Annotated in this window: 7 protein-coding genes and 1 pseudogene; 4 read left to right on the top strand and 4 right to left on the bottom strand. The window is 60.2% G+C overall.

Annotated features, from left to right (window positions below; translation table 11 throughout):
• Nucleotides 1-200 precede the first annotated feature (200 nt).
• Both B7L09_RS15515 and B7L09_RS15510 read left to right on the top strand, forming a co-directional pair.
• Nucleotides 201-1211 (top strand): class 1 fructose-bisphosphatase, encoded by a 1011-nt coding sequence (locus B7L09_RS15515; protein ID WP_094469566.1) that lies wholly within the window; start codon nt 201-203, stop codon nt 1209-1211.
• Nucleotides 1212-1214: 3 nt separating this feature from the next.
• Complete coding sequence (locus tag B7L09_RS15510) at nt 1215-1817, top strand: DUF924 family protein (RefSeq protein ID WP_094469565.1); 603 nt, start codon at nt 1215-1217, stop codon at nt 1815-1817.
• 116 nt (nt 1818-1933) lie between these two features.
• Here the strand turns inward: B7L09_RS15510 and B7L09_RS32865 are convergent, their stop codons facing one another.
• From B7L09_RS32865 to B7L09_RS31555, 3 genes and pseudogenes are all read right to left on the bottom strand, one after another.
• On the bottom strand, nt 1934-2698 hold the full coding sequence (locus B7L09_RS32865; RefSeq protein ID WP_438269330.1) for a methyl-accepting chemotaxis protein: 765 nt from the start codon (nt 2696-2698) through the stop codon (nt 1934-1936).
• A gap of 93 nt (nt 2699-2791) precedes the next feature.
• Nucleotides 2792-3814 (bottom strand): annotated as a pseudogene (locus tag B7L09_RS32860) (HAMP domain-containing protein); the annotation flags it as partial.
• Nucleotides 3815-3900: 86 nt separating this feature from the next.
• On the bottom strand, nt 3901-4080 hold the full coding sequence (locus B7L09_RS31555; RefSeq protein WP_141213473.1) for a hypothetical protein: 180 nt from the start codon (nt 4078-4080) through the stop codon (nt 3901-3903).
• A 31-nt stretch (nt 4081-4111) separates the two neighbouring features.
• Between B7L09_RS31555 and B7L09_RS15500 the strand changes: the two genes are divergently transcribed.
• Nucleotides 4112-4366 (top strand): hypothetical protein, encoded by a 255-nt coding sequence (locus tag B7L09_RS15500; protein WP_010464535.1) that lies wholly within the window; start codon nt 4112-4114, stop codon nt 4364-4366.
• Between the two features lie 31 nt (nt 4367-4397).
• Nucleotides 4398-4967 (top strand): lipocalin family protein, encoded by a 570-nt coding sequence (locus B7L09_RS15495; RefSeq protein WP_094469563.1) that lies wholly within the window; start codon nt 4398-4400, stop codon nt 4965-4967.
• Nucleotides 4968-5088: 121 nt separating this feature from the next.
• Here the strand turns inward: B7L09_RS15495 and B7L09_RS15490 are convergent, their stop codons facing one another.
• Nucleotides 5089-6453, bottom strand: a complete 1365-nt coding sequence (locus tag B7L09_RS15490) for a formimidoylglutamate deiminase (protein WP_094469562.1) — start codon at nt 6451-6453, stop codon at nt 5089-5091.
• Nucleotides 6454-6459 lie beyond the last annotated feature (6 nt).

Raw genomic sequence — 6459 nt, 5'->3', positions numbered from 1 at the left:
CTTGCTCGCGAAGGCTGACTATCAAGCGAAGAAAATCTCAAAACTGCCACTTATGCCCGGCCCACATCCGGCCGGTTTAGAACTACGCTCAACCCGGCGCATGAACTCTATTGGGCGTATCACGTCTGATAGGAGGAAATGCGCCTCGACTCGCGTTAAACTGCGCGGGTTTTTAGCCCCCCATTNCTCCGGAGCCTTACATGTCCCGCGTTACCCTGAGTCGCTATTTGATCGAGCAGACCCGCAGCAACAACACGCCTGCCGATCTGCGCTTCCTTATCGAAGTGGTGGCGCGTGCTTGCAAGGAAATCAGCCACGCCGTGTCCAAAGGCGCACTGGGTGGCGTTCTGGGCAGCATGGGCACTGAAAACGTCCAAGGCGAAGTGCAGAAGAAGCTTGATGTGATGTCCAACGACATCCTGCTCGAAGCCAACGAATGGGGCGGTCACCTGGCCGGCATGGCGTCCGAAGAAATGGACAATGCCTACCAGATCCCGGGCAAGTACCCAAAAGGCGCGTACCTGCTGGTATTCGACCCACTGGACGGTTCGTCCAACATCGACATCAACGCGCCGGTCGGCACCATCTTCTCGGTACTGCGTTGCCCGAACGAGTACCTGAGCCAGAACGAGCCCNTGAACGAAAAGGCCTTCCTGCAGCCAGGCACCGAGCAGGTCGCTGCCGGTTATGCGATCTACGGCCCACAGACCATGCTGGTGCTGACCCTGGGCAATGGCGTAAAGGGCTTTACCCTGGACCGTGAAATGGGCAGCTTCGTGCTGACCCACGAAGACATCACTATTCCTGCCTCCACCCAGGAATTTGCGATCAACTCGTCCAACCAGCGNCACTGGGAAGCGCCGGTCCAACGTTACGTCGGCGAATTGCTGGCGGGCGAGGAAGGCCCGTTGAAGAAGAACTTCAACATGCGCTGGGTCGCCGCGATGGTGGCCGACGTGCACCGTATCCTGACCCGTGGTGGCCTGTTCATGTACCCACGTGACAGCCGCGAGCCCTCCAAGCCTGGCAAACTGCGCTTGATGTACGAAGCCAACCCGATGTCGTTTCTGGTTGAGCAAGCAGGCGGCGCGTCCACCGACGGCCACCAGCGCATCCTCGACATCCAGCCTGAAGGCCTGCACCAGCGTGTGGCGGTGTTCCTTGGTTCAAAAGAAGAAGTCGAACGCGTCACGGCTTACCACAAGGAATAAACCATGACCGCGCCCTGGCAGCCGTTGCTCGAATGGTGGTTCGGAACCCTCGAATCCCCCCAAGACATAGCGGCTGACAAGGGCAAGTTATGGTTCGGCAAGCGCGACAGCCAGGACCTCGAAGCGCAGGCGCGTTTCGGGGACTGGGTCGAGCAGGCACTGGCCGGCGGATTGACTGACTGGGCGCAACGCCCCGAAGGTTGGCTGGCCCTGGTGCTGCTGCTCGATCAACTCCCGCGAATGATCTTTCGCGACACTCCCAAATCCTTTTCAGGTGATCTCAGGGCTCAGGCACTGGTGGCGCAAGGTATTGCGGCGGATTTCGATCGGCAGTTGCGGCCGATTCAGCGGGTGTTTATCTACCTGGTGTTTGAGCATTGCGAGCACCTGGCGGTGCAGAACGAGGCGGTTTCGCGCTATATCGATCTGGTTGCACAGCAGCCGGAGGCCGATCGGAAACTGTTTACCGACTATCTGAACTATGCCGAGAAGCACCAGCGGGTGATTGCGCGGTTTGGGCGGTTTCCGCACAGAAATGCGGTGTTGGGGCGGGCGTCTACGGCTGAGGAGTTGGCGTTTCTTTCTGGGCCTGGTTCAAGGTTCTAGTTCTAGGTTGCTGCTGATTGCCCCTTCGCGGGCAAGCCCGCTCCCACACAAGATTTGTGTCCACCGAAGATCCCTGTGGGAACGGGCTTGCCCGCGATGAGGCCAGTGAAAGCAGCTTAGATCCGGAAGCTACCCACCAACTGTTTAAGCCGCGCCGCCTGCTGCTCAAGATCCGCACACGCACGCAACGTCGACTGCAAGTTCTCCACGCCTTCCTGGTTCAACGTGTTGATCTCGGTGATGTCGACGTTGATCGACTCCACCACCGCCGTTTGCTCTTCAGTCGCGGTCGCCACGGACTGGTTCATCCCGTCGATCTCACCAATACGCTGGGTCACGCTGCCCAGACGCTCACCGGCCTGGTTGGCGATGCCGACGCTGCTTTCGCTCTGGCGCTGGCTGTCGGTCATGGTGCTCACCGCTTCCCGGGCGCCGACTTGCAGTTCCTCGATCATCTTCTGCACTTGCTGCGCCGAATCCTGAGTCCGGTGGGCGAGGNCGCGCACTTCGTCGGCGACCACGGCAAAACCACGGCCGGCCTCACCGGCACGCGCCGCTTCGATGGCCGCGTTCAATGCCAGCAAATTGGTCTGCTGCGAGATGCTGGTGATCACTTCCAGAATCTGCCCGATGTTCACGGTGTTGCTGTTGAGCGTTTCGATGTTGCCGCACGAATCGCTGATCTTCGCCGAGAGCTGCTGCATCGCCGCGATGGTTTTATCCACCACTTGCTGACCGTCTTCGGCCAACGCGCGGGCGTCGCTCGAATGCTGGGAGGCGAGGGCGGCGTTCTGGGCGATTTCCTGGGCGGCGGCGCCCAGTTCGTTGATCGCCGCAGCCACGCTGCTGGTGCGCGAGGCTTGTTGATCTGAATTGAACATCGACGAGTTCGAGGCCGCCACTACACGCAGCGCCACTTCGTTGACCTGGCCGGTGGCCGAGGACACTTCGCGAATCGAGGTGTGAATACGCTCGACGAAGCGGTTGAACGAGGTGCCCAAGGCACCGAATTCATCGTGGCCGTGGATGGTCAGGCGTTTGGTCAGGTCACCTTCGCCTTCGGCGATGTCATGCATGGCGCGGCCCATGGTCAGCAGCGGCTGCATCAGGAAGCTGATCAACATGCCCAGCAGCGCGATGATGATGACCACGGCGATGACCATGGCGATGATCGCCGAGGTGCGGAATTCGCTGAGCATCGAGAACGCGGTGTCCTGGTCCAGCACCAGTGCCACGTACCAGTCGGCCGAAGGCACACCGTTGACGTGGGTAAAGGAGATGAACTGGGTCTTGCCGTCGAGCTCGACTTCTTTCATGCCCGGGCTGACTTTCGGTGCGCCGTTCGGGTAGGCCTCGGCGAGGCTCTTGAGCACCAGTTTGCTGTCCGGGTGGATCAGGATCTTGCCGTCGGCGCTGACGATGAACGCGTGGCCGTGACCGCCGAAGTTCAGCGAGTTGATGATTGCGCTGACGCTCGACAGGTCGATGTCCGCACCGGCGACGCCGATCATCTGGCTCTGATGCTGCACCGGCGTGGCCACGGTGATCACCAGTTTGCCGGACGAGGCGGCGATGTACGGTTCGGTGACGATGGTCTGTTGCGCGCTGTTGGCCGCCTTGTACCAGCCACGGGCGCGAGGATCGTAGTCTGCCGCGCGATTGCCCGCCGGGACCGAGAACATCACGCCGTCGGTGCCACCGAAGTAACTGAGCTGGAAGTTGCCGGTGTAGGCCGGCAAGTCGATGGCGCGCTTGAGGCTGGCGGGTGTGCTGCCGTCCACGGCGATCTGCTGGGACAACGATTGCAGCAACTGGATGCGGCTTTCCAGCCAGGTCTGAATGTTGCTGGTGGTCAGGCTGCCGAGTTCCTGCATCGAGGATTCGGTACTGCTGCGCAACGTCTGGCGCTGACGGTAGTCGTTGAACAGGATAAAGCAGGCGAACGCAACAGCGACCACGAGGGCGGCTGCCAGCAGGATCTTGTGGCTGAATTTCATGTTTCTGGTCATTAAATACACTACCGCGGAGGGGCTGGTCAGCGAGGGGGCGTCAATGTGCCACAGTCGAGGGCTTTGCGCTGCTTCTATGTCGACTGGCCAGCGCCAAAGATTAGGCGTGTTTTTACGAAAACCGATGAAATACTCAGCGGCGCAGGAAAGTCGCTGATTTTTCGAAAAAAGGCAGACGAGCGGCCTGATAAATAGCCGGGCAGTCGGGGAACCAGATAGGGGTTTTCTCTTCTAAGCTTCTGCTTGGCAGCCATGCCATTCCCCCTTCGCCCCAGGAGCTACACCATGTCGCTGCGTTCTATCGCCCTGCTCTCGTTCTGCGTGTTGTTGGCCGCATGCAGCAAGGTCAATCAGGAAAACTATTCGAAACTGTCGGCCGGCATGCCCAAGGCTGAGGTTGAAGCCTTGTTGGGTAAAGCCACTGATTGCTCGGGCGCGCTCGGCATGTCCAGTTGCACGTGGGGCGATAAAAACAGCTTTATCAGCGTGCAGTACGCCGGTGACAAAGTTCTGATGTTTTCCGGGCAAGGCCTGAAGTAATCCGGGGCAATAAGCCCACGGGAGAAAAACAATGAAGCGGTTATTGATACTCCTTTTTGCCGGCCTGGTATTGGCCGGCTGCGCCACTTCTGGCACAGATCCGTTGGCGCCGAAAACCGTCAACAGCGTCAATCTCAAGAAATACCAGGGCACCTGGTACGAGTTGGCCCGCCTGCCGATGTATTTCCAACGCAACTGCGCACAATCCGAAGCCCATTACACGCTCAATCCTGACGGCAACGTGCAGGTGCTGAACCGCTGCCTGACGGCGGACTGGCAATGGGAAGAGGCCAAGGGCACGGCTTATCCACAAGTGCCGGGCAAGACCGACAAGTTGTGGGTCGAGTTCGATACCTGGTTCTCGCGCTTGCTGCCAGGTGTGGCGAAGGGGGAATACTGGGTGCTGTACGTCAGCGACGATTACAAGACCGCCATCGTCGGTGACCCGAGCCGCAAGTACCTGTGGCTGCTGTCGCGGACGCCGACGGTCAACGGTGTCGTGCGTGAAGAACTGCTGAGCAAGGCGCGTCAGCAGGGCTACGACACCACGCGGCTGATCTGGCGCGCGTCGGATACGCAGATGGCCAAGACCTCGAACTGACGGTTAGCGAAGATCCAATGTGGGAGCGGGCTTGCTCGCGAAGGCGGTTGTGCATTCAACATTGATGTTGACTGACACGACGCCTTCGCGAGCAAGCCCGCTCCCACAGTTGTTTCCGGTGTCAGCCCAGGAGGTCGCGCAGGACTTGGGTGAACGCGCGGTTACTTTCTTCTTCTGCGGCATGACGCCCGTCCCGTACTACCCACTTCCCGTTGACCAGCACATCGCGCACCTGCCGATCACCACCGGCGAACAGCCAGCGATTGAGAATCCCGTCGCCACTGGCCGTTGCCAGGTATGGATCGTTGCCGTCCAGTACCAGCCAATCCGCGCGTTTGCCAACTTCCAATGCACCGATCGGCTGCCCCAGCGCCTGAGCGCCGCCATCCAGCGCGGCGTCATACAGCGTGCGGCCGACCATCGGCTGATCCGCGCCATACAGCCGNTTACGCCGCTGGTCGCGCAGGCGCTGGCCGTATTCCAGCCAGCGCAATTCTTCTACCACGCTGAGTGACACATGGCTGTCGGAGCCAATGCCCATGCGTCCGCCTTGGGCGAGGAAATCCACCGCCGGGAAAATCCCGTCGCCCAGGTTGGCTTCGGTGGTCAGGCACAGGCCAGCAATTGCGCGNCTCTTGGCCATGAGCGTGACTTCTTCCGGGTTGGCGTGGGTCGCGTGGACCAGGCACCAGCGCTGATCGACCTCGNCGTTTTCGTACAGCCATTGCAGCGGGCGTTTGCCACTCCAGCTCAGGCAGTCATCGACTTCCTTCTGCTGTTCGGCGATATGAATGTGCACCGGGCATTGCTTGTCGCTGGCCGCCAGCACTTCGCTGATCTGCTGCGGTGTGACCGCGCGCAACGAGTGGAAACACAGGCCCAGCGATTGCGCCGGTTGCTGCGCCAGGATCGGCTGCAAACGCGACTGAAGCGTGAGGTAGTTTTCGGTGCTGTTGATGAAGCGGCGCTGACCATCATTCGGCGCCTGGCCGCCGAAACCGGAATGGCTGTAAAGCACCGGAAGCAACGTCAGGCCGATACCGGCGGAACGGGCGGCCTGGCTGATGCGCAGCGCCAGTTCGGCAGGATCAGCGTAAGGCTGGCCATTGGTGTCGTGATGCACATAATGAAATTCCGCCACTGAGGTGTAACCGGCCTTGAGCATCTCGATATACAACTGGCGAGCAATGACGCCGAGTTGGTCAGGGCTGATTTTTCCGACGAGGCGATACATCAAGTCGCGCCAGGTCCAGAAACTGTCATTCGGATTACCCGCCACTTCCGCCAGTCCGGCCATGGCCCGCTGGAAGGCGTGGGAGTGCAGATTCGGCATCCCCGGCAGCAGCGGACCGCTTAGCCGTTCGGCGCCATCTGCATTGGAATCGGCCTGGATATGGGTCAACACGCCCTCGGCGCTGACTTCAANGCGTACATCGTTGGCCCATCCATTAGGCAGCAGCGCGCGTTCGGCAAAGAAAGCGGACATGGTTCA

Source organism: Pseudomonas mandelii (assembly GCF_002251635.1).
Taxonomy (GTDB): Bacteria; Pseudomonadota; Gammaproteobacteria; order Pseudomonadales; family Pseudomonadaceae; genus Aquipseudomonas; species Aquipseudomonas mandelii_B.
The sequence above is the reverse complement of the archived record's forward strand: the minus strand, read 5'-3'. Positions and strand labels throughout refer to the sequence as shown.